A 21,149-nucleotide genomic window follows, 5' to 3' on the forward strand; every position below is an offset into this window, starting at 1 on the left:
GCCTCGTGCCAATACATGCGGCGTTTCTAAAAAATCTCGAGCCGCAACTTTCGCTCCAGCAATACTCTGTTAACCCTAACAGAGTGTTAATTTGGCGAATCCGCACCAACCGATTCCCGCAAGGACTGTGAATGGCCCCCTTTCAATTCATCGAGCGTCCCACACCGTTCAACACGAAGCTAGGCAAGACGCTGCCGATTTTTGCGGTGACGCCGGCCCATATCGAGACGGGGCTCGTCGACCCCATTGCGCTCGATTGGGCGCGCAAGGTCGGCTATAAGGCCGAAGCCGGATCATTGCTGCTGGTGCCGACGGAAGACGGCCATCTCGGCGGCGCGCTTTTCGGTCTCGGCGGCTATCCGTCTGAAAGCCCCTACCTCACCGGAAAACTGCCGCGCATCCTGCCTGCCGGCGAGTGGCATATCGAAACGGCGCCCCTGACCGCGAACCGCCTGGCTTTGGGTTATGGGCTCGGAAGCTATCGTTTCGAAAAATACAAGAGCGGATCGACAACTCCGCCGACGCTTCTCATTCCTTCCGACGCCGACGCCGCCCGGGTCAAGCGCCTGCTGGCCGGGGTTTTCCTCGCTCGCGACCTGATCAATACGCCGGCGAATGATATGGGGCCGGATGCGCTTGAGGCCGCCTTCCGCGCTCTTGCGGCCCATTACAAGGCGGAAGTGTCCGTTGTCAGGGGAGATGCCCTGCTGCAGGAGAATTTTCCGCTGATCCACGCAGTCGGGCGCGCCTCCGAACAGGCGCCGCGCCTTCTCAAGATGCGCTGGGGCAAGAAGGGCCACAAGCGCGTGACTCTGGTTGGCAAGGGCGTGACATTCGACACCGGCGGGCTCGATATCAAGCCTTCCTCCTCTATGGCGCTGATGAAGAAGGATCTGGGCGGCGCGGCCAATGTCCTGGGTCTCGCCCTGATGATCATGGACGCCAAGCTGAAGATCGACCTGACCGTCCTCGTGCCCGTGGCGGAAAACTCGATCTCCGGCAACGCCTTCCGCCCTGGCGACATCTATCGCAGCCGCGCCGGCCTCACCGTGCAGATCGACAATACCGACGCCGAAGGCCGGCTCATTCTCGCCGACGCTCTGGCGCTGGCGGATGAGGACGAGCCCGATCTCCTCATCGACATGGCGACGCTGACCGGCGCCGCCCGTGTCGCGCTCGGCCCGGACGTGCCGCCATTCTTCACCGACGACGAAGATCTCGCCCATCAGCTGATGGAATCGAGCCTCGAAGTCGACGATCCCATCTGGCGGTTGCCGCTCTACAAGGGTTACGAGAAGGACGTGACCGCCAAGATCGCCGATCTCACCAATGCGCCGGCCGGCGGCATGGCTGGGGCGATCACGGCGGCGCTGTTCCTCAAGCGCTTCGTCAAGAAGACGCGCAGCTGGGCGCATTTCGATATCTATGCCTGGACGCAGACTGAGCGCCCGCATTGCCCGGGCGGCGGCGAGGCGCAGGCGATCCGCGCCATCTTCGACATGCTCGACGCCAAGGGACGCGCGGATTAACCCTCCGCGCAGGCCGCGCTTGCGGGGGCGGCAGGTTTGTTCAAGAATGAAACGGTTACGAAACAATCCTGCCGGAGGGGCGAGTGACCGTCGAACTAACCGCCTCGCAGGCGCTGGGGCTTTGGCATGCGGTGTCGGTGGATGCGGTGCGCTCCGGCGATGGCGATCTCTCGATGCGCCAGATGGCCATTCTGCTGCATGTCTATCTGACGCCGCCGCCGCACACGGTGCGCGGTCTCGCCGCGACGCTCGGCGTCACCAAACCGGTTATCACCCGCGCGCTCGACACGATGGGCGCGATGGGGGTAATTGATCGCATCCGTGACGACAAGGACCGGCGCAATGTGCTGATCAAGCGCACGCTGGCCGGCGCCGTCTATCTAGAAAAATTCGGTGATGTCATCATCGCCAAGGCCCGTGATCTCAGCTGACGGATCAGTCATGACGCTAGACAGACGCATTCACGCATTCCGCCCAGATCTCGCCGAGGCGTCGCTTCAAGGCCGCGTCGAAGCGGAGCGCTTCACCGAGGGGGCGGTCGCGCAGGTGCGGGTTCCCAAGATCGCGCTCCGGGCCAAGCCGGATGTGTTCTGCGGTCTGGACACCGAACTGATGCTGGGCGAGGGGGTCAAGGTGCTCGACGTCGCCGAAGGCTGGGCCTGGGTGAAATCGGACCTCGACGACTATGTCGGCTATCTGCCGCAGGCGGCGATTATCGATACGGCGCCCGCGCCGACCCATTGGGTCACTGTTCCCCGCACCTTTCTCTATCCGGAACCGGACATGAAGCGCCCTCCCGTCGACGCGGTGTCGATGGGCAGCCGCATGACGGTGACGGGAGAGACTGAGACGCGCGGAACTCGCTATCTTCTCACCACCGAAGGCGCTGTGATCGCCCGCCATCTCGCTCCGCTCGGCGCGACGATCTCCGACGACTATGTCGATATCGCCAGTCTCTTTCTCGAAACGCCCTATCTCTGGGGCGGACGCACCGGCTTTGGTCTCGATTGCTCGGGTCTCGTGCAGCTTGCAATGATGATGGCGGGCCGCGCCGTGCCGCGCGATTCCGATCAGCAGGCGGCAATGCCGGGCGAGGCGCTCACGCGCGCCGATCTCGCTCGCGGCGATCTGGTGTTCTGGAAAGGACATGTCGGGGTCATGGAAAATCGCGATACGCTTCTGCACGCCAATGGCCATACGATGAGCGTGGCGCGGGAGAAACTGGATGACGCCATCGGCAGGATCGCGTCCCTCTACGGCCAGCCGACCGGCTTCAAACGACCGAACTGTAAATAGAATATATCTCCGTTCAAAATTCCTGTCTTCGTTTTGTGAACAATCCGTGCCTGTCGGAGGGGATACACGGATCGGGGCGCAAGGGGCATATTCGCATCCAGAACGGAACGCCGCTTGGGCGCTCCCGAAAATCAGGCCTCAGCGCCGGAAAGGATGCCATCATGCTCGATCAGATCAAGGGGCTTCACCACGTCACCTCCATGGCCGCCAATGCCCCGGTCAACAATCACTTCTTCACCAAGACGCTCGGCCTTCGCCGCGTCAAGAAGACGGTGAACTTCGATTCGCCTGACGTCTACCACCTCTATTATGGCGACGAAGTCGGCACGCCCGGCACGGTTATGACCTATTTCCCCTTCCCCAATATCGGACGCGGTCGTCCGGGCACGGGCGAAGTCGGGACCACGGTGTTCTCCGTGCCGAAGGGCGCACTGGGCTACTGGTCCGAACGGCTCTCTAGCCAGGGCGTCGATGGCCTGCAGGCCGAGGAAACCTTCGGCCAGAAGCGGCTGAATTTCGCCGGCCCCGATGGCGACGGCTTCGCGTTGGTGGAAGTGGACGGCGATGACCGCGCGCCCTGGACTGACAATGGCGTCGACGCCGACCACGCCATTCGCGGCTTTCATTCGGTCGCCATGCGTCTGCGCGATGAAGGCGCGACCGCCGAACTGTTGAAATATATGGGCTACCAGGAACTCGACCGGAAGGACGGCGTCGTCAGGCTCATCGTGCCCGGCGGCAACGAAGCCTCCACCGTCGATCTCGAAACCATGCCCAACATCAACAGAAGCCTGCAGGGCGCGGGCTCGGTGCATCACGTCGCTTTCGCGGTCGAAAATCGCGCAAAGCAGCTGGAAGTGCGTAAAGCGCTCATGGACACCGGCTATCACGTCACCCCCGTGATCGACCGCGACTATTTCTGGGCGATCTATTTCCGCACCCCGGGCGGCGTGCTGTTCGAAATCGCCACTAACGAACCGGGCTTCACCCGCGACGAGGATGTCGCCACGCTCGGCGCCGATCTGAAACTGCCGCAGCAGCATAAGCATCTGCGTCCGATTCTGGCCCAGCATCTCGAAAAGCTTGAGGATTGAACCATGGACTATCAGCACAGGATCCGGGCCGGCGCGCCCGGATCGCCGATCCTGTTCGCCTTTCACGGCACGGGCGGCGATGAAAACCAGTTCTTCGATCTCGCCGGCGATCTCATGCCCGGGGCGACGATCGTGTCGCCGCGCGGCGATGTCTCGGAATATGGCGCAGCGCGCTTCTTCCGCCGCACCGGCGAGGGCGTCTACGACATGGCCGACCTGGCGCGCGCCACCGACAAGATGGCGGCTTTCGTGGAACGGTTGAAGCAGGAGCATCAGGCCTCCGCCGTTTACGGCTTCGGCTATTCGAACGGCGCCAATATCCTCGCTAACATGCTGATCGAGAAAGGCGCACTGTTTGATCGGGCGGGTCTTCTGCATCCGTTGATCCCGTTTGCGCCGAAGCCGCAAGAGGGGCTCAAGGGGGTGAAGACGCTGATCACCGCTGGCGAGCGAGATCCGATCTGCCCGGCGCCCCTGACCCAGCGCCTGCAGGACTATCTGGAAAGCCAGGGCGCGGAAGCTTCCCTCGTCTGGCATTCCGGCGGTCATGAACTCAGGCCGCAGGAAGTCGAGGCGCTGACGCGCTTCTTCGCCTGATCCGGGCAGTTTCGTAAACACCGATGAGACGGTCTCGCCTTGCGGGGCCGTCTCTTTTCTTCCTGACGATTGCGCCTTATGGTCCGGCGCAAACCAGATACAGGGAGAGAGACATGTTGCGTTTCGGCATAATTTCCACGGCGCGGATCGGCCGCGAGCTGGTAGTCCCCGCCATTCAGGATGCGGAAAACTGCGTCGTTACGGCCATCGCCAGCCGCAATCTCGACAGCGCCCGCGCCATGGCCGACCGCTTCGGCGCGCCGCACGCCTTCGGCTCCTACGAGGAGATGCTGGCGTCAGATAAGATTGACGCTGTCTATATTCCGCTGCCGACTTCGCAGCATGTCGAATGGACGATCAAGGCGGCCGACGCCGGCAAGCATGTGCTGTGCGAAAAGCCGATCGCGTTGAAAGCCGACGACATTGACCAGCTGATTGCCGCCCGCGACCGCAACAAGGTGCTGGTGTCGGAAGCCTATATGGTCACCTATTCGCCGGTCTGGCGCAAAGTGCGCGAGCTCCTGGCGGACGGCGCGATCGGCAAGCTCCGCTTCGTCCAGGGCGCCTTCACCTATTTCAACCGCGACCCCGGCAATATGCGCAATATCCCGGCGCTCGGCGGCGGCGGCCTGCCCGATATCGGCGTCTATCCCACCATCACCACGCGGTTCACGACCGGCAAGGAGCCGCTGCGCATCCAGGCCAACACAGACCGCGATCCGGAATTCGGCACCGATATCTTCTCGTCGGTCAGGGCGGATTTCGGCGATTTCGAGCTGAGCTTCTACATCTCCACCCAGCTCGCCGCCCGCCAGATCATGGTCTTCCATGGCGACAAGGGCTTCATCGAAGTGAAATCGCCCTTCAACGCCGATCGCTACGGCGCCGAAGAAATCGAACTCACCAACCAAAACCATTCGCAATCCCAGCATTTCCGCTATCAGGATTGCCGTCAGTACCGCTTGGAGGCGGAAGCCTTCGCCCGCGCGGCGCTGGGCGGCGAGGCGGAGGTGGTGACGCTGGAAAATTCCAAGCTGAACCAGAAGGTCATCGACGCGATCTATCGCGCTTCCGAAAAGGACGGCTGGGAGACGGTCTGAGCTCGGTTCAGCGTCCGAACACCAGGCGCGAATAGCCGAACCAGGAAACCCCCATCGCCGCGACCGAGGCAATCGCCGCGGCGATGACGGGGTAGAGCCCGGGAAATGCAATGAGAATGGCTGAATAGATCGCGTAGTTGACCAGCGCGGAAAAAATGCCGACGCCCCCGTAACGCGCGCCTTCCGAGGCCAGCGACCGACCGCTCCTGCCGAAGGTCAGGCTGCGGTTGAAGATCCAGGTCGCGCACATGGCGAAGGCGATGGCGACGACGCGCGCCCAGAATGGTCCGATCGGCGTCGCCCAGATCAGAAACGCCAGCATGCCGGCGTCGGACACGAAGCCGAGGCCGCCGGCTATAGTGAAGAGAAAAAGCCGTTTCACGCTGCTCTCTTGCGGGGCGCCCGGACAGGCGAGGGGGCCGGTTCGGCGGGGACAGGGCGGCGGCGGGTTTCCGACAGCGCCGGCAGATCCATATAGTGGATGCGCAAAAGTTCGGCGCGCGACCGCGCCAGACTGTCGAGGATCAGGCCGGCGGTAAACGTCATGCCCGACATGATCAGCAGCACCATCGACAGCACCCAGGTCGGCATGCGCGGCACGAGCCCGGTCTGCGCATATTCGATCAGCACCGGCGTCATGAAGGTCAGCGAGGCCGCCATGAGCGCCGAGGAAATCGCAAAATAGAAGGCGAAGGGCCGGACTTCCTTCATCAGCATGGCGAACATGAACAGGATCTTGCCGCCGTCGCCGAAGGTCGAGAGTTTGGAGAACGAGCCTTCGGGGCGGCGTCCGTAATCGAGTTCGAGTTCGATCACCGGCAATTTCAGCCGGGAGGCGTGCACCGACATTTCCGTCTCGATCTCGAAACCGTTGGACACGGCGGGGAAGCTCTTGGCGAAGCGGCGCGAAAAGGCGCGATATCCAGAGAAGATGTCGGTGAAATCCTTGCCGAACAGCGAGCGGTAGAGTGTGTTGAAGATCTTGTTGCCGAAGGCGTGGCCCTGGCGGCCGGCGTCGCGGGTCACGTCGCGGCGCGTGCCGACCACCATGTCGGCGCGTTCGGTCACCAGCGTGGTGATGAGGTTTTCGGCGTCTTCGGGGGCATAGGTGCCGTCGCCGTCCGCCATCAGATAGATATCCGCGTCGATATCGGCGAACATGCGGCGCACGACATTGCCCTTGCCCTGGCGGCGCTCGCGAAACACCGTGGCGCCCGCAAGCGCGGCGCGAAGCGCGGTGTCGTCGCGGGAATTATTGTCATAGACATAGATGCGCGCCGAAGGGAGCGCCTGGCGGAAGCCTCGCACGACATCGCCGATCGTCAGCGATTCATTGTAGCAGGGTATCAGGACTGCGATGTCGAGATCGTCGTTCATTCGTGCTCCTCGCCGGCGACCGATGTCGGGCTCCTCGATGGCTTTACTCTTTCTTGAGAAGGTTAAGCTTAGGTTTCGCCCCAATGGTCTTTCGCGCTCGGGCGGCGGGCATATGTCTGAAAACGGTAAAGAAGCGATGACTTCTCCCAAACTCCTGGAAAGTTTCCGCACGGACGACGAGCGCGCGGGCGCGGGCTGGCTCCTGCGGATGATCCTGCTGTTTACCTTTCTGGGCGTGGCCGCGCAGATCGGCTCGCATCTGTCGACCTACAAGGATTATGTCGGTCCCGACCCCGACGACGTCATGCGGCTCGTGGAAGTGCGAGACTGGCTCGGCGGCCAGAGCTGGTTCGATCTGCACCAGTATCGCATGGGGCCGCCCGGCGGCATGCTGATGCACTGGTCGCGCTTCGTCGATGCGCCGATCGGCGGCCTGATCCTGCTGTTCGGCCTGTTTATGAGCCCCGAAATGGCGGAAGCCGCCGCCGCCTTCGTCTGGCCGCTGGTGTTGATCCTGCCCTTGATGGCGGGCGTCGGTCTCGGATCCTATCGCTTGGGCGGCAAGCCCGCCGTGGTGATCGGGCTCGTCCTCGGCTCCATGTTTCTGTTCACGATGATGCGGTTCCGCCCCGGCGGTCTCGATCATCACAATGTGCAATTGGCCGTGGTCGCGCTTTTGGCCGCCTTTCTCCTCGATCCCCTGGCGCGGGCCTGGTCTTTCGCAGTCGCCGGCGGCTTGGCCGCCTTCGCGCTCGCTATCGGCGCCGAGACCACGCCGCTGGTCGCGGTCGCGGCCACGGGCGTCGCCATCATCTGGGCCGTGCGCGGGCAGGATCATCGCCGCGCCGCGATCGCCTTTGGTCTGGCTTTCGCGGGCTTCGCTGCTGTGTTCTTCTTCGCCACCACGCCGAAGGCGCTTTGGAGCCGCGTCACCTGCGACACCCTGTCGATCGGCTTCCTGTCGCTTGCCGTCATCGGCGGCGGAGGACTTGCCGCCGCTGCCGCCTTTACGTCGCAGCGCGGCCCATTGTGGCGCTGGGGCTCGCTTGCCGTTCTCGCTGCGCTGGCCGGCGTCGCGGCTCTCCTCGTCGCGCCCGAATGCCTCGGCAATCCGCTGTCCAGTCTTGATCCCATGGTGCAGAATCTCTGGCTCGGCGGCATTTCCGAGGCGCAGCCGATCGGCAAACAGTTCGAGGTCAGCCCCGACGCGATCGGCAGCATTTACGGCGTCGGTTTGATCGCGCTTGGCGTCGCCCTGTTCCGCATTCTGCGCGGCGAGCAGGTTCTTGCCTATAGCCTTCTCGCCGGCATGATCGCCATCAGCTGGATCGTCAGCGCCATCCAGGTGCGCGGCATGATCTTCACCAATCTTCTGTCCGCGCTGCCGCTATCGGTGATCGTCGCCGATCTCCGCGCTCACTATCTCGCCCATCGCAATGAACCCAAGGCGGCCATCGCCTTCATTCTCGCCGCCCTGGCGAGCGTGCCCTCCGCCTGGGCCTTTTCCGGCGCGGCAGTGACGATCGCAGTCAATAAGGTAGCCGGCGTTCCGCCTGAGGAAAAAGAGGATGAGGACAAGCCAGCCTGCATCCGCAAGGACAGTCTGGCGGAGGTTTCTAAGCTGCCGCCCGGCCGCATTCTCACCGCCTTCAACGCCGGCCCGGCCATCCTCCGGTTCACGCCGCATGCCGTGTTGACCGGAAATTATCACCGCAACGCCAAGGGCCTGCTCGACGGCTTGAAGATGGCGACCTCGGACCCCGCTATCGCCGCCGCTTTGATGGAGGAGGATAAGGTCGGTTACGTGCTGCTGTGCATGGACGATCCCCAGGTGGAAGCGCTCAAGGAAAAATTCCCGAACGGCTTCTGGGCGCGGCTCGCCCGCGGCGAGATCCCAGAGTTCCTGGAACCCGTCGACGCCGCGGGCGATCCGCGCATGAAGATCTTCCGGGTGATCCGCTAGCGTCTTACACCAGCCCCACGAGGCTGCTTGCGGTCGTGCCCGTGGCCAGCACGCGCACGATCCGCGCAGGCAGGATCGCGCCTGCCGCAACAGCCGCAAAGGTCGCGACCGCGCCGGATTGAAGCTCGGCGGTCACCGCGCCGCCCGAGCCGACATAAAGCGCGCGGGTGGTCTCCGGCAGGGCGGCTGTGTCGTCCGGGGTGACCGGAAAAGCGTGAATGGCCGGGCCGTTGAGCGAGGCGGTGGTGGTCTCGAAGCGATCAGTCATGTCGATGTCTCCTTCTGTTTCTGACGGATCATCATCGCATAGCGCTCGAAGTGGGGGACGAAGCGGGGGAAAACTCTCGCCCGGCGCCGAGAAGGAGGCAGGGTTCTGGAGCGGAGCGGGCAGGCGCTGATATAGAAGGCCATGAGCTTTCTCGACAACGATTCGCCCGGCAACCTCGCCGAATACACGGTTTCCGAGATCTCGGGCTCCATCAAGCGCACGATGGAGACCGCTTTCGAGCATGTGCGGGTTCGGGGTGAAATCTCCGGCTATCGCGGCCCGCATTCCTCCGGTCACGCCTATTTCGCGCTGAAGGATGACCGGTCCCGGCTGGAAGCGGTGATCTGGAAGGGCTCCTTCACCCGCCTGAAGGTCCGGCCTGAAGAGGGCATGGAGGTGATCGCCACCGGCAAGATCACCACCTTCCCCGGCTCGTCGAAATATCAGATCGTCATCGAAAGCCTGGAGCCGGCCGGCGTCGGCGCGCTGATGGCGCTGCTCGAAGAGCGCAAGCGGAAGTTCGCGGCCGAAGGCCTGTTCGACCCTTCGCGCAAGCAGCTTCTGCCCTATATGCCGGCCGTGATCGGCGTGGTGACCTCGCCGACCGGCGCCGTGATCCGCGATATCCTGCACCGCATTTCCGATCGCTTTCCGCTGCATGTCATCGTCTGGCCGGTCAGGGTCCAGGGCGATGGCGCGGGAGCGGAAATCGCCGCGGCCATCGACGGCTTCAATGCGCTTGGTCCCGACGGTCCCATCGCCCGGCCCGATGTGCTGATCGTCGCCCGCGGCGGCGGCAGTCTCGAAGATCTCTGGTGCTTCAATGACGAAGCGGTGGTGCGCGCCGCCGCCAATTCCGCCATTCCGCTGATCTCGGCTGTCGGCCATGAAACCGACTGGACGCTGATCGACTACGCATCGGACCAGCGCGCGCCGACGCCGACGGGCGCCGCCGAAATGGCCGTGCCTGTTAAAGCCGACCTCGAAGCGCAACTCGCAGGCCTTTCGGCGCGTCTGGCCTCGGCCATCAACCGGCAGATGGACAATCGCCGCCAGGGGCTGAGGGGGCTTGCCCGGGCGATGCCGTCGATAGACCAGCTGCTGGCTCTGCCCCGCCGGCGCTTCGATGAAGCGGCCTCCCGGCTCGATCGCGGCCTGGAACTGACCGCGCTCAACAAGCGCCGCATGCTGGAGCGGGCGGCTTCGCATCTCCGCCCCGATATGCTTGCGGCGCGTTTTGCGGAACGGCGTCAGCGGCTTAGTGATCTCGGCCTGCGCGCCGAACGCGTGGTGGAGCGGCGCATCGACCAGCTCAAGGCGCGTATCGCCCGCGCCGACGCAGTTTTTTCCGGCCTGCCCGCCCGCCTCGCCAACGAGACGGCGCGAAGCCGCGACCGGCTCAACAATATCGCCCGGCGCAGCGATGGCGCGCTTGATGTGCGCCTGAGGCGCGAACGCCAGGCGCTCGCCGCCCATGACCGCATTCTGCAATCGCTGTCCTACAAGAATGTGCTGAAGCGCGGCTATGCCGTGATCCGCGACGAGAATGGTCAGCCCTTGACCAGAGCGGAGCAGGTAGCCGCAGGTCAGGCGCTCGCGATCCAGTTTGCCGATGGAAACATTGTCGCGACAGCGGGCGAGGGGTCCGAGCCGTCCCCGTCTTCTCCTCCGGCGGCTGCGCCGTCGCCGCGCAAGAAATCCGCCAAGGGCCCTGTCATCGATCAGGGGAGCCTGTTCTAGCCATGGCTCGCCGTTTCATCGTCGTTCTCGCCCATCCTCTGCCGGAAAGCTACGCGGCGTCCGTGGCGAAAACCGTGGTCGAAACGTTGCGCGACCGGGGGCATCAGGCGGATCTCCTCGATCTCTACCGGGAGGATTTCGACCCCCGGCTTTCGGCGGCCGAGCGCGCCGCCTATTTCGATACGCCCTGCGATACGAGCGGGGTCGATCCGATCATTGCCCGGCTCAGGGCGGCCGATGGGCTGATCCTGGTTTTTCCGCAGTGGTGGTTCAATTTCCCCGCCATTCTCAAGGGCTTCTTCGACCGGGTTTTCGCGCCGGGCGTCGCTTTCACCCATGATCTGGCGGGCGGACGCATCAGGCCCGCGCTCGGCAATATCCGCCATCTCTACGCCTTCACCACCACGGGTTCGCCCTGGTGGATGGTGAAATTCTATATGGGCGATCCCGTGCGCAGGCTGCTGAAACGCGGCATCGCCGCCTTCTGCGCCAAGGACGTCGATTTCCGCATGCTGGCGCTGCACGATATGGATCGCGTCTCCGAAGCCCAATTGACCGCGCATCTTGACCGCGTGCGGGCGCTGACGGCGCGGCTTTAATGTCCGTCCATCCTCGAAATCCCACGGGTTTCGCTCAAGAAAAGACCCGCGCGCGAGTATGCGGCGGGTCCAAACATTTCTCGATAGATCTTCAGGCGGGCCTTACGCCCATTCGCCCTTGCGGAACACCGGCGTGCGGGTTCCATCGGCGGCGACGCCGTCGATGTCGACCTCGCCCGAACCGATCATCCAGTCGATATGGATGAGGCTGGAATTGCCGCCCTGGGCCTTGATCTGATCGGGGGTGAGATCGGCGCCGCCGACGAAGCATTTCGAATAGCACTGGCCGAGCGCGATGTGGCAGGCGGCGTTTTCGTCAAACAACGTGTTGTAGAACAGAAGGCCCGAGGCCGAGATCGGCGAGGAATGCGGCACCAGCGCCACTTCGCCGAGCCGGCTTGCGCCTTCGTCGGTTTCCAGCACCTTCTTCAGCACCGCTTCGCCCTTGGACGCCTTGGCCTCGACGATGCGGCCGCCTTCGAAACGCACCTGAATGTCGTCGATCAGCGTGCCCTGATGTGAGAGCGGCTTGGTGGAAGAGGCCACGCCCTCGACGCGCAGCGCATGTGGGGTGGTGAAGACTTCCTCGGTCGGGATGTTGGGATTGCAGGTCACGCCGTTCTTGGCCACCGATGCGCCGCCATGCCACTCATGGCCGTCGGCCAGACCGACGGTGAGATCGGTGCCCGGACCCCTAAAGTGCAGGGCGGAGAACCGCTGCTCGTTCAGCCATTTGGAGCGGCGATGCAGCGCGGCGTTATGCTCCCGCCAGGCGGCGACGGGATCGTCGCGATCGACGCGCGAAGCGGCGAAGATGGCGTCGGCCAGCTTGCGCACTGCGTCATCTTCGCTGAGTTCCGGAAAGATCTGCCGCGCCCAGGATGGGTTGGGATAGGAGACGATGTTCCAGTTGATGTCGAAATTGGAGATCTTCTCGAGCGCCGGCTTGTAGGCGGTCGACATGGCCCGGTTGGCGCGGGCGACCTTGGACGGGTCCTGCTGAGACAGCAGCATCGGATTGTCGCCTGATACCGCGAGGCGCGCCGCGCCATTGGCGTAGGCCTTGGCCATGCCTTCATAGAGCCAGCTTGCGGCGCGGTCGAAAGTGTCGTCGGCCGCATGTTCGTAGCGCGCTAGCGTGACGACCTCGTCATTGTAGAAGGTGGTGACGAGCCCGCCGCCGGCCTTGTAGGCGTGTTTGGTGATCTCGCGCACCAGAGGCGCCGCCGCCATCGGCGCGGTTACGACGAGGTCCTGACCTTTCTGCAGGTCGAGGCCGATCTTGATCGCGACTTCGGCGAGTTTTTCCAGCTTGACGGGATCGATTGCGGACGCGCTCATGACTGCTCCATGCCTTGCTTTTCTCTGATCCCGTTATGTGGATGATTTGGGCGGCGATGTGAAGGCGGCGCGGCGAATTAACCCTGCGCGGCGTTTGCGAGACGGGGAAGCCGCCAATCCCGCGCTATTCCGTTGCGCCCGCGGCCCCGACCGCCTATTTTCCGCCGGGAAAAGACATGGCGGAGAAGGACATCATGGCGAAGACCGGCACGCTTTCGGGCAAGCGCATTCTCCTGATCATCGCAGGCGGCATCGCCGCCTATAAGAGCCTCGATCTCATCCGCAGGCTCCGTGAACGCGGCGCCCGCGTCATCCCGGTCATGACCCGCGCCGCCACCGAATTCATCACCCCGCTCGCGGTCGGCGCGCTGGCCGCCGAAAAGGTGCATCTGGAACTGTTCGACCGCGAAGATGAAATCGATGTCGGCCATATCCGGCTGGCGCGCGATTGCGATCTCGTGGTCGTGGCGCCCGCCACTGCCGATCTGATCGGCAAGATGGCCAATGGGCTGGCCAATGATCTCGCCTCCACCATTCTTCTCGCCACCGAGCGCCCGGTGCTGATCGCGCCGGCCATGAACCCGACCATGTGGTCCAATCCCGCCGTCAGCCGCAACGCCTCGCAACTGCTGATCGATGGCGCCCATTTCATCGGCCCGGTCAGCGGCGAAATGGCGGAGAAGGGCGAGGCGGGCGTCGGCCGCATGGCCGAACCGCTCGACATCGTCGCTGAAATAGAAACGCTGCTCGACAACAGGCCCAAACCGCTTGCCGGCCGGCGCGCCATCGTCACCTCGGGCCCGACGCATGAGCCGATCGACCCTGTCCGCTACATCGCCAACCGCTCCTCTGGAGCCCAAGGCCATGCGATCGCCGCCGCGCTCGCGGGCGCAGGCGCCGATGTGACGCTGATCTCGGGGCCGGTGACGCTGCCCGATCCGCGCGGCGTCAAGGTCGTCAGGGTCGAACGCGCCGTCGAGATGCGCGACGCCACGCTTTCGGCGCTGCCCGCCGATATCGCGGTGATGGTGGCGGCGGTTGCGGATTGGCGCGTCGACGGCGAAGCCTCGGAAAAGATCAAGAAGACCCCGGGCGATGCCCCCCCGGCGTTCGCGCTCACGGAAAATCCCGACATTCTCAAGATCATCGGCCATCATGAAAAGCGGCCGAAACTGGTGGTCGGCTTCGCCGCCGAAACCAATGACGTCGAGGACAATGCGCGGGCGAAACTGGCGCGCAAGGGCGCGGACCTCATCGTCGCCAATGACGTGTCGCCGGAAACCGGGGTGATGGGCGGCAGCCGCAACACTGTGTCGATCATTGCCGCCGATGGCGTCGATCGTTGGCCCGACATGGACAAGGCGGAAGTCGCCGAGCGTCTCGTCGCCCTGATCGCCGAACGGCTCAATCCGCTCTGAGCGCTATTCGGCTGGAACCTTGAGATCTTCGGACTTCTCAAAGGCGGCGACGCCCGTCGAGAACGGAGTGATCTTGATGCCGTCGTCGGACAGCACCACGGCGCTGCCGTCGGGTATCTCGCCCCAGGTGCGTTCGTCTTCATCAAGCGGTTCTGAGACGAGGCAGTAGCCGCCGCCCATGCGCGACGCATAAAGCGTCGGCGCCGAAGCGCCCGTGGCGTAGCGGACGCCATAAAGCGTGTCGCCATCGGAAAAGGCGGCGGTGAAGCGCACATCCGGCGTGATGCCCATATGCAGGGCCTGTCGTTCAACCAGCGCCAGCGCCTCGCGCAGCGCCGTCATCGGCATGTCGTCCAGCCCGAAATGCAGGGCCAGCATGAAGATCAGTTCGGAATCGGTGGTGCCGCGGCGGGCGGCGTAGAGCTCGTCCGGCAGCAGGCTTTCCAGCGCCCGGCGCATGCGGTCATACTGGCCGATCTGGCCGTTATGCATGAAGGACCAGCGGCCATGGGCGAAGGGATGGCAATTGTCGCGCCGGGTTGCGCCATAGGTGGCGGCGCGCACATGGGCGAGAAACAGCGTCGAGCGGATCTGGCGGGCAAGGCTCTTGAGATTGCAATCGGCCCAGGCCGGCATCACGTCGCGATAGAGACCGGGTTCATCGCGGTCGCCATACCACGCGATGCCGAAGCCGTCGCCATTGGTGGGGGTCTTGGCCTGCGTGGCCGAAAGGGACTGCACGACGAGCGAATGAGCGGGCGCCGACACGATATCTTCAAGAAACAACGGCTCTCCGCGATACGCGGCCCAGCGACACATATTTCACCCACTCGGTTTTGGCGCCGCACAGCGCCGACTTGCGATTCATCTTCCGACCAGCCTGGTTAATAAAAGATGAAGTCACAAAAGTGTCAAAGACATTTTGCGCTGCAGCATGCGGAAAATGAACACAGCGTTACCTTGGCGCTGCTGTCATGGCCGATCCGGAGGAACTATATTCGAGAAAATTAACCGAGGAGCCGTCATGTCCATTCGTCCCGTCAAGCATGAAAGCCACGCCACGCCGACCATGGAAGGCGCAGGCGTGCATCTTCATCGCGTCTTCGGTTTCGGCGATCCCTCGCTGACTGACCCCTTCCTGATGATGGACGATTTTCGCAACGACAATCCCGCCCATTACCAACGTGGTTTTCCCTGGCATCCGCATCGCGGCATCGAGACGATCACCTATGTGCTGGCGGGAACCGTGGAGCATGGCGACAGCCTCGGCAATCGCGGCCTGTTGGGCGCGGGCGACGTGCAATGGATGACGGCGGGCCGCGGCATCATGCATCAGGAAATGCCGCAGGGCGATTTCGCCGGTCGTATGCATGGCTTCCAGCTCTGGGCCAACCTGCCGTCGTCGCTCAAAATGACCGCGCCGCGCTATCAGGACGTCAAGGCCGCCGATATTCCGGTGGTGATCGATGACGACGGCACGGCGGTGCGGGTCATCACTGGCGAATTCTGGGGCAAGACCGGACCGGTCGACGGCATCGCCGCCGAACCCGTCTATCTCGATATCTCCGTGCCGCCAGGCCGTCGCAAGAGTTTCGCCGTCGACACCTATCGCAAGGCCTTCGCCTATATCTTCGCCGGCTCCGGCACGTTCCGCGACGCCTCCCGCCCGATGGGAGTGAAGATCGAGAAGGAGATCGCTGGCGAGGAAGTGACCATTCGCGACATGTCGGGCAATCGCACGCTCGTCGTGTTCGACAGCGGCGACGAAGTGACGGTGCAGGCGGGCGACGAAGGCATCCGCTTCCTGCTGGTCTCCGGCAAGCCGATCGAGGAGCCTGTCGCCTGGCATGGACCGATCGTGATGAACAGCCGCGAAGAGATCATGCAGGCGATGCGCGATCTGCAGAACGGCACCTTCATCAAGGCCGATCACTGACTCTGATTTTCCCGGCGACGAAAAGCGTGAATTTTTCACATCCCGACGTCCCTTTTCCGCCGGGATGTCCTAGGCTGCCCCGGATGACCAAGGAAGGGGATTTAGCCTATGTACAGGCTCTATGGACGGATCGGATCCGGCAGCGCCGCAGTTGAGGCGGCGCTGGCGATCATCAGTGCGCCGCATGAGATCATCTGGATCGACACATCGGCAGGCGAACATCTCACAGAGGCTTTTACTGCCATCAATCCGCGCCGGCAGGTGCCGGCCCTCATCCTGCCCGATGGAAGCGTGATGACCGAAAGCGCAGCCATGCTGCTTCATCTTGCCGACGCGTTTCCGGAGGCCGGGCTCGCCCCGAAGCCGGGAACCAGCGCCAGGGCCGCGCATGACCGCTGGCTGATTTTCATGGCGGTCAACATCTATGAGGGCGAGTTGCGCATGGCCTATGCCGATCGCTACACGACCGATCCTGATGGCGCCGACGCCGTGCAAGCGGCGGCTGAAGATTATCTGAGCGCCCAATATGCGATCATCGAGACGGAGATGACGGGCGATTACCTCGTGGGCAACAGTCTCTCCATGGCCGATCTCTATCTCTGGATGGTCGCAAGCTGGCGCGATCCGCAGCAGATGAACGCCGAGACGCCATGCGTCGCAGCGCATTCCCGCCGGCTGCGCGCCATCCCTCAGGTGCAGGCGATCGCGGAGCGCCATGGCGTCTGAAGAAAAATTGGCGCGCCGCTGACCTACTTGCCGCAGAAATGCCGCTTCCTTGGCAAAGAGGTCGCTGATATAGGCTGGACTTAGATTGGAATGATTCTAACGAGATCGGACGGCGACATGCAGTGGAAACGACTCTTCAAGCGAATGGCGCTCGGCGTTGGCGTGATCGTCCTCGCCGGCGGCGTGTTCCTCGGCCAGCAATTCCTGCGCGGGAACTTCCATGAAGTGATCCCCGGCGAATTCTATCGCTCGGCGCAGCCATCCGGCGACGATATCGCCTATTATGCCAAGACCTACGGCATCAAGACTGTGATCAACCTGCGCGGCGCGAGCAAGAAGGGCTCGAGCTGGTATGTCGACGAGATCAAGGAGTCCAAGGCGCTCGGTCTCCATCACGTCGATTTCGCCATGTCGGCCGCCAAGGAATTGAATGCGGTGCAGATGGCCGACCTCACCCGCATCATGCGCGACGCCCCCAAGCCGATCCTGGTTCACTGCATGTCCGGCGTCGACCGCACCGGATTGGCCTCGGTGCTCTATCTCCAGCAGATCGCCGGCGTTGATGAGGAGACGGCGGAGTGGCAGCTGTCACTGATCTACGGCCATTTCAGCATTCCCTTCATCAACAGGGCTTATGCCATGGATGAAAGCTGGGAAGCCTTCGAAAAGGTCATCGGCCTCGAAAGCTGAGAATTGAACATTTTCCTGTTCCGTCGCATTGTCCGGTCACAGCCAGGAGAGGACAATGCGGATCACAGGACGGTGCCATTGCAGCCAGGTTTCTTATGAGGCGGAGATCGACCCTGAGCGCGTCTCAATTTGCCATTGCACCGATTGCCAGTCGCTCACCGGTTCGCCCTTCAGGGTCACGGCGCTGACCGGGCGGGACCAGATCCGGCAGACCGGCGCGCCACCGAAACTCTATGAGAAACGCGGCGACAATGGCGCCATTCGTCTTCAGTATTTCTGCCCCAATTGCGGGTCGCCGCTTTTCGCCACCGGACAGGGCGCGGCTTTCGAGACCTGGGGCATCCGCTGGGGCAGCATCGATCAGCGGGCGGAATTGACGCCGAGCCGGCAAAAATGGACCCGATCTGCCGCGCCCTGGATCGGAGAGATCGGCGATCTCCCCGGCTCCCAGGGCGAGTGAGGTCAGCCGAACACCAGCCCGCCATCGACGATCAGGTTCTGGCCCGTCACCGCGCGCGCCCAGGGGCTGGCGAAGAACAGCACGGCGTCGGCGGCCTCTTCCGGCGTCGTCACCCGCTGAAGCGGCGTGTTGGCGGCGATGAGATCGAAAACGACTTCCGGCGTGGCCGCGCTGGCGTCGGTCGTCCGCAGCAATCCCCCCGAGACCATGTTGACCGTGATCCCGTCAGATCCCAATTCCTTGGCCGCTGTGCGGGTCAGCGACAGGAGCGCGGCCTTGGCGGCGGTGTAATCATGATAGGGCACGACGGGATTCTGGAACAGATTGGTGCCGATGAAAACGAAGCGGCCAAAACCCTGCGTCGCCATGCCGGGCTGGACAGCCCGGATCAGATTAAGCGCGCCCTTGAGGCCTGTTTCCAGATGCGCATTGACCGCTTCCCAGGAGAGTTGGTCGAGCTTGTCTCTCGCGTCGCCGTTGAAGCTGAAATCGGCCAGCGCATTGTGAACCAGCGTATCGACGCCGCCGAAAGCGTCCTTCGCCGCCGCGATCAACGCTTCGACGTCGCTTGCATTCCGCACATCCGCGCGGATCGCTCTCGCTTTCGGCCCTAGCGCGTCAGCCAGCCCCTCCGCTTTCTCCCGGCTGTTGCGGTAGTTGATGATGACATTGGCGCCTTCGCGCGCAAAGACGCGGGCGATCGCGGCGCCGAGGCCGCGACCTGCGCCTGTCACGATGACGGTCTGTTCTGCAATCGGCTTGCTCATCGGGAAATATCCTTTTCGGTCCAGAGATGATGAAAGTGATGGATGGGGCCATGGCCCGAGCCGACGCCTAGCGCGTCCGCAGCCCCGATCGCGCCGCTCAACCAGTGTTTGGCGGCGCCGATAGCCTCGGGGATGCTGCATCCCTTGCCGAGTTCGGCGGCGATGGCGCTCGACAGCGAGCAGCCGGTGCCATGGGTGTTCTTCGTCGATGTGCGCGGGCTTTCGAACCAGACGAGTCCATCCTTCGTCGCCAAAACATCCGGGCTCTCGCCGCCTGATAAATGCCCGCCCTTGATCAGGGCGGCGCCGAGGCCGAGATCCAACAGCGTGCGTGCCTGCTCCGCCATCTGCTCGCGTGTTTTCGCTTCTGGCCGGTCGAGCAGAGCCGCAGCCTCTGGCAGGTTTGGCGTGACGACGGTGGCGAGCGGTAGAAGTCTTCGCCGCACCGTCTCCATCGCCTGGGGGTCGAGCAGGGGCGCGCCGCCCTTGGCGATCATCACCGGATCGAGCACCACAGGCGCGCGACAATAAAGGCGGAGGGCTTCCGCCACCGCCGCGGCGATCTCGGCATTGGCGATCATGCCGATCTTGACCGCATCGACACGGATATCGGCAAACACCATGCGGATCTGTTCCGCCACGAAATCTGCGGGCAGGGCGTGCACGGCGGAGACCCCTTGGGTGTTTTGCGCGGTCAGCGCGGTCAGCGCCGCCATGCCGAACACGCCGCGGGCGGAAAAGGCCTTGAGGTCGGCCTGGATGCCAGCGCCGCCCGAGGGATCGGAACCGGCGATCGATAGGACATTGGCGATCATGTCAGGCTCCTGTCAATCGCGTCGCGAAGCGCCTGCGCGGCGACTTCGGGATCTGGCTGGCCGCAGATCGCCGACACGACGGCGACGCCCTTTGCCCCTGTCGCCAGGATCTCCCCGACATGACCGATCTTGACCCCACCGATCGCCACGGCGGGCAGATGCGTGGCGCGGATCACGTCCCGAAGTCCGTCAATGCCGATCGCCGGCGGATGACCCGGTTTCGTCGCGGTCGGAAAGACCGGACCGACGCCGACATAATCCACCAGCGTCGGGTCGAGCGCTTCGGCTTCCGTGACGCTGCCGATCGACAGGCCGAGAAGCATCTCGGAACCAATCCGGTCGCGCGTCGCCCGCACGCCCAGATCGCTTTGACCGATATGGACGCCGTCGGCGTCGATCGCCAGGGCTGCGTCGACATTGTCATTGACGATCAGCCTTGCGTCTGTGCCCGCCAGCGCCGCCTTCAGGAGACGCCCGGTTTCGATCATTCGTTCGGTCGTCGCCGTCTTGTCGCGCAATTGCACCATGGTCGCGCCGCCGCGCACCGCGCGCCGCGCCGTTTCGATCAAGCCGAAGGGTTCCGAAAGCATGGGGTCCAGCACGAGATAGAGCGAGAGATCGAAGCGGCTCATGCGGCCTCCCTCCGATCGGCGGCGTCGAGCGCCTTGCCGTCGAGCGCGGCGAGGTGATCGAGAAAGTGGGCGGAGAAGCTGCCCGGTCCCGTTGCGTCGGCCTCAGCGCGTGCGCCAGCAACCGCGAAATGCGAGAGCGCTGCGGCGCTCGCGTCGAACAGGTCGGCGCCCTTCACACCGGCATAGGCGCCGATCAGGCAGGTCAGCGAGCAGCCGAGCGCCGTCACCTTCGGCATCAGCGGCGAACCGCCCGAGATGCGAAGGGCGCGTGTTCCGTCGGTGACGAAATCGGTCTCGCCGGTCACGGCGACGATCGCGCTCAGTTCGCCCGCCAGTCGCCGGGCGGCGTCCTCCGCGGCATGGACGGGATCGCGGGCGTCCACGCCTTTGGCCGTGCTTTCGCCGCCGGCCAGCGCGAGGATCTCAGACGCGTTGCCCCTGATGATATCTGGTTTCAGCGCGATCAAGGTCTCGGTCGCCCGTCGCCGATAGGCTGTGGCGAAATGCGCGACCGGATCGAGCACCCAGGGAGCGCCCGCGTCACGCGCGCTTCGGGCAGCAACGGTCATGCCGTCCACCCAATCCGGCGAAAGCGTGCCGATATTGATGGTGAGCGCCGCAGCGAAGCGTGCGAATTCGCCTGCTTCCTCCGCCACATGCACCATCGCGGGCGATGCGCCGGCCGCGAGCAGGCAGTTGGCGGCGATGTTCATCGCCACGTAATTGGTGATGCATTGCACGAGCGGCGCTTCAGCGCGCATGACCTCGAGATAGTCGCCGGGAGTGGTCAAATCCGTCATC

The 21,149-nt window shown here is 63.8% G+C and carries 23 protein-coding genes; 14 read left to right on the forward strand and 9 right to left on the reverse strand.

The features are described from left to right. Positions 1-131 precede the first annotated feature (131 nt). The 6 genes from E8Q41_RS09180 (at position 132) to E8Q41_RS09205 (ending at position 5,616) form a co-directional block, all read left to right on the forward strand. The gene (locus tag E8Q41_RS09180) at positions 132-1,529 is read left to right on the forward strand and encodes a M17 family metallopeptidase (protein ID WP_137155234.1); all 1,398 of its coding nucleotides are present in this window, start codon (positions 132-134) and stop codon (positions 1,527-1,529) included. An 83-nt stretch (positions 1,530-1,612) separates the two neighbouring features. Beyond that, complete coding sequence (locus E8Q41_RS09185) at positions 1,613-1,960, forward strand: MarR family winged helix-turn-helix transcriptional regulator (RefSeq protein WP_137155235.1); 348 nt, start codon at positions 1,613-1,615, stop codon at positions 1,958-1,960. Between the two features lie 10 nt (positions 1,961-1,970). Continuing rightward, on the forward strand, positions 1,971-2,825 hold the full coding sequence (locus E8Q41_RS09190; protein WP_137155236.1) for an NlpC/P60 family protein: 855 nt from the start codon (positions 1,971-1,973) through the stop codon (positions 2,823-2,825). A 161-nt stretch (positions 2,826-2,986) separates the two neighbouring features. Beyond that, positions 2,987-3,919 (forward strand): VOC family protein, encoded by a 933-nt coding sequence (locus E8Q41_RS09195; RefSeq protein ID WP_137155237.1) that lies wholly within the window; start codon positions 2,987-2,989, stop codon positions 3,917-3,919. Between the two features lie 3 nt (positions 3,920-3,922). After that, entirely contained in the window at positions 3,923-4,516 is a 594-nt protein-coding gene (locus tag E8Q41_RS09200; protein ID WP_137155238.1) for an alpha/beta hydrolase, read from the forward strand. A gap of 113 nt (positions 4,517-4,629) precedes the next feature. Next, positions 4,630-5,616 carry a Gfo/Idh/MocA family oxidoreductase gene (locus E8Q41_RS09205; protein ID WP_137155239.1) on the forward strand — a complete coding sequence of 329 codons (987 nt, stop codon included), beginning with the start codon at positions 4,630-4,632 and terminating at the stop codon, positions 5,614-5,616. A gap of 7 nt (positions 5,617-5,623) precedes the next feature. Here E8Q41_RS09205 and E8Q41_RS09210 read toward each other — a convergent pair whose 3' ends face one another. Both E8Q41_RS09210 and E8Q41_RS09215 read right to left on the reverse strand, forming a co-directional pair. Further along, the gene (locus tag E8Q41_RS09210) at positions 5,624-5,998 is read right to left on the reverse strand and encodes a GtrA family protein (protein WP_137155240.1); all 375 of its coding nucleotides are present in this window, start codon (positions 5,996-5,998) and stop codon (positions 5,624-5,626) included. After that, entirely contained in the window at positions 5,995-6,993 is a 999-nt protein-coding gene (locus E8Q41_RS09215) for a glycosyltransferase (RefSeq protein WP_137155241.1), read from the reverse strand. The genes E8Q41_RS09210 and E8Q41_RS09215 overlap by 4 nt, the downstream gene beginning before the upstream one ends. 136 nt (positions 6,994-7,129) lie before the next feature. Here E8Q41_RS09215 and E8Q41_RS09220 point away from each other — a divergent pair, with 136 nt between their 5' ends. Beyond that, the gene (locus E8Q41_RS09220) at positions 7,130-8,956 is read left to right on the forward strand and encodes a hypothetical protein (RefSeq protein ID WP_137155242.1); all 1,827 of its coding nucleotides are present in this window, start codon (positions 7,130-7,132) and stop codon (positions 8,954-8,956) included. A gap of 4 nt (positions 8,957-8,960) precedes the next feature. Here E8Q41_RS09220 and E8Q41_RS09225 read toward each other — a convergent pair whose 3' ends face one another. Next, positions 8,961-9,224, reverse strand: coding sequence for a hypothetical protein (locus E8Q41_RS09225; protein ID WP_137155243.1), 264 nt, complete (start codon positions 9,222-9,224; stop codon positions 8,961-8,963). A 141-nt stretch (positions 9,225-9,365) separates the two neighbouring features. Between E8Q41_RS09225 and xseA the strand changes: the two genes are divergently transcribed. Together xseA and E8Q41_RS09235 are read left to right on the forward strand one after the other, a co-directional pair. Next, complete coding sequence (gene xseA, locus E8Q41_RS09230) at positions 9,366-10,964, forward strand: exodeoxyribonuclease VII large subunit (protein ID WP_137155244.1); 1,599 nt, start codon at positions 9,366-9,368, stop codon at positions 10,962-10,964. 2 nt (positions 10,965-10,966) lie between these two features. Beyond that, positions 10,967-11,563 (forward strand): NAD(P)H-dependent oxidoreductase, encoded by a 597-nt coding sequence (locus tag E8Q41_RS09235; RefSeq protein ID WP_137155245.1) that lies wholly within the window; start codon positions 10,967-10,969, stop codon positions 11,561-11,563. Between the two features lie 102 nt (positions 11,564-11,665). Here E8Q41_RS09235 and E8Q41_RS09240 read toward each other — a convergent pair whose 3' ends face one another. Continuing rightward, positions 11,666-12,904, reverse strand: coding sequence for an aminopeptidase (locus E8Q41_RS09240; protein WP_137155246.1), 1,239 nt, complete (start codon positions 12,902-12,904; stop codon positions 11,666-11,668). A gap of 176 nt (positions 12,905-13,080) precedes the next feature. On the opposite strand from E8Q41_RS09240, the gene coaBC reads away from it, so the two are divergent. Beyond that, the gene (gene coaBC, locus E8Q41_RS09245) at positions 13,081-14,322 is read left to right on the forward strand and encodes a bifunctional phosphopantothenoylcysteine decarboxylase/phosphopantothenate--cysteine ligase CoaBC (RefSeq protein ID WP_246660138.1); all 1,242 of its coding nucleotides are present in this window, start codon (positions 13,081-13,083) and stop codon (positions 14,320-14,322) included. A gap of 3 nt (positions 14,323-14,325) precedes the next feature. Here the strand turns inward: coaBC and E8Q41_RS09250 are convergent, their stop codons facing one another. Beyond that, a complete protein-coding gene (locus tag E8Q41_RS09250; RefSeq protein ID WP_137155247.1) occupies positions 14,326-15,141 on the reverse strand; it encodes a class II glutamine amidotransferase in 816 nt (271 codons plus the stop codon). A 205-nt stretch (positions 15,142-15,346) separates the two neighbouring features. Here E8Q41_RS09250 and E8Q41_RS09255 point away from each other — a divergent pair, with 205 nt between their 5' ends. The 4 genes from E8Q41_RS09255 (at position 15,347) to E8Q41_RS09270 (ending at position 18,134) form a co-directional block, all read left to right on the forward strand. Then, positions 15,347-16,258, forward strand: coding sequence for a pirin family protein (locus E8Q41_RS09255; protein WP_137155248.1), 912 nt, complete (start codon positions 15,347-15,349; stop codon positions 16,256-16,258). Between the two features lie 108 nt (positions 16,259-16,366). Then, a complete protein-coding gene (locus E8Q41_RS09260) occupies positions 16,367-16,984 on the forward strand; it encodes a glutathione S-transferase (RefSeq protein ID WP_137155249.1) in 618 nt (205 codons plus the stop codon). A 117-nt stretch (positions 16,985-17,101) separates the two neighbouring features. Continuing rightward, a complete protein-coding gene (locus tag E8Q41_RS09265) occupies positions 17,102-17,674 on the forward strand; it encodes a dual specificity protein phosphatase family protein (RefSeq protein ID WP_246660139.1) in 573 nt (190 codons plus the stop codon). Between the two features lie 55 nt (positions 17,675-17,729). Then, positions 17,730-18,134 carry a GFA family protein gene (locus tag E8Q41_RS09270; protein ID WP_137155250.1) on the forward strand — a complete coding sequence of 135 codons (405 nt, stop codon included), beginning with the start codon at positions 17,730-17,732 and terminating at the stop codon, positions 18,132-18,134. A gap of 2 nt (positions 18,135-18,136) precedes the next feature. Here the strand turns inward: E8Q41_RS09270 and E8Q41_RS09275 are convergent, their stop codons facing one another. Genes E8Q41_RS09275 through thiM form a run of 4 tightly spaced genes read right to left on the reverse strand, consistent with a single transcriptional unit; the run spans position 18,137 to position 21,148 of the window. Continuing rightward, positions 18,137-18,901: a 3-oxoacyl-ACP reductase gene (locus E8Q41_RS09275; protein WP_137155251.1), complete on the reverse strand. Its 765-nt coding sequence runs from the start codon at positions 18,899-18,901 to the stop codon at positions 18,137-18,139. Continuing rightward, entirely contained in the window at positions 18,898-19,716 is an 819-nt protein-coding gene (gene thiD / locus E8Q41_RS09280) for a bifunctional hydroxymethylpyrimidine kinase/phosphomethylpyrimidine kinase (RefSeq protein WP_137155252.1), read from the reverse strand. Before thiD ends, E8Q41_RS09275 begins: the two co-directional genes overlap by 4 nt. After that, entirely contained in the window at positions 19,713-20,348 is a 636-nt protein-coding gene (gene thiE, locus E8Q41_RS09285; RefSeq protein ID WP_137155253.1) for a thiamine phosphate synthase, read from the reverse strand. Before thiE ends, thiD begins: the two co-directional genes overlap by 4 nt. After that, positions 20,345-21,148: a hydroxyethylthiazole kinase gene (gene thiM / locus E8Q41_RS09290; RefSeq protein WP_137155254.1), complete on the reverse strand. Its 804-nt coding sequence runs from the start codon at positions 21,146-21,148 to the stop codon at positions 20,345-20,347. The genes thiE and thiM overlap by 4 nt, the downstream gene beginning before the upstream one ends. Position 21,149 lies beyond the last annotated feature (1 nt).

The organism is Rhizobium sp. FKL33, from assembly GCF_005222915.1.
Classification (GTDB): Bacteria; Pseudomonadota; Alphaproteobacteria; order Rhizobiales; family Rhizobiaceae; genus Rhizobium_E.